This is a genomic window from Dietzia sp. CW19 (assembly GCF_014145265.1).
GTDB lineage: Bacteria > Actinomycetota > Actinomycetes > Mycobacteriales > Mycobacteriaceae > Dietzia > Dietzia natronolimnaea.
This window is the reverse complement of the sequence record NZ_JAALEE010000561.1, coordinates 1-735: the sequence shown is the minus strand read 5'-3', so window position 1 is coordinate 735 and position 735 is coordinate 1. Positions and strand designations below refer to the sequence as shown.

Below are 735 nucleotides of genomic sequence, written 5' to 3'. Positions count from 1 at the left end.
GCCTTCATTCTGATCAGCGGCGGAGCCTTCGGGCTCCAATAAGGCTCTTCTGTGCCGCAAATGAGCGGTCTCGGAAGACCGCCACTGAGAGGTCAGCTCCACAGCACGAATGGCGGTCCCCCGACCGTCCCGCACGGGTGTACCCCAGAGAGACGGCGGCAGCTCGGTCGTGTCATAGCAGACCTCTACCCTCAGTTATATGTCGACGACCCTCTACGTTTTGCACTCCGCTGCCTTTGCTGCTCAGCTCGGCGGCGGGGCCCTGGTCGTCTACGAAACGACGGGGACGCTTCGGAATGTCCGATCGTTGCGGAACGGCCTTATCGCTGCCGAGCAGAAAAAGCAAGATCATCTGACGTCGCTGGAGCAAATCCGGACCTCGATGCCGGGATTCGGTGGCGGCCGGATTTCGCTGCCGAGAGTGACCCCTGAGACGCGGGAGCGATTAGTGGAGCAGGTCGGCCCCGGGGCCGTGGCCGAGCGGGCGGCATTGCGGCAGTTCCTCGAGGGTCAGTTCCCGGGTGACCGTAAGTGGGTGTGGCTCGGAGTGTTCGTCCTGCTGTTGGGAATTGTGCTCGGGTACGTCGCCAACATGCTCTCCGTCGGCGCATAGCTGGCCCCAGAGGGTGACCTGTTGTCCGGTCGCCCCATGCGAAGCGCTGAGACCTGGACGGCTTGCCCCGGCCGACTGCTCGGAGAATGCCTCAGTGTGTTAGGGACGTGCTTCGGATAGCA

The 735-nt window shown here is 63.3% G+C and carries 1 protein-coding gene; it reads left to right on the top strand.

Annotated features, from left to right (window positions below; genetic code table 11):
• Positions 1 to 199: 199 nt before the first annotated feature.
• Positions 200 to 613, top strand: coding sequence for a hypothetical protein (locus tag G6021_RS16010; protein WP_182641726.1), 414 nt, complete (start codon positions 200 to 202; stop codon positions 611 to 613).
• Positions 614 to 735 lie beyond the last annotated feature (122 nt).

Excerpts from the sequence above, each read along its gene's own strand:
- G6021_RS16010 (WP_182641726.1), top strand. The coding sequence starts at position 200 with ATGTCGACGACCCTCTACGTTTTGCACTCCGCTGCCTTTGCTGCTCAG.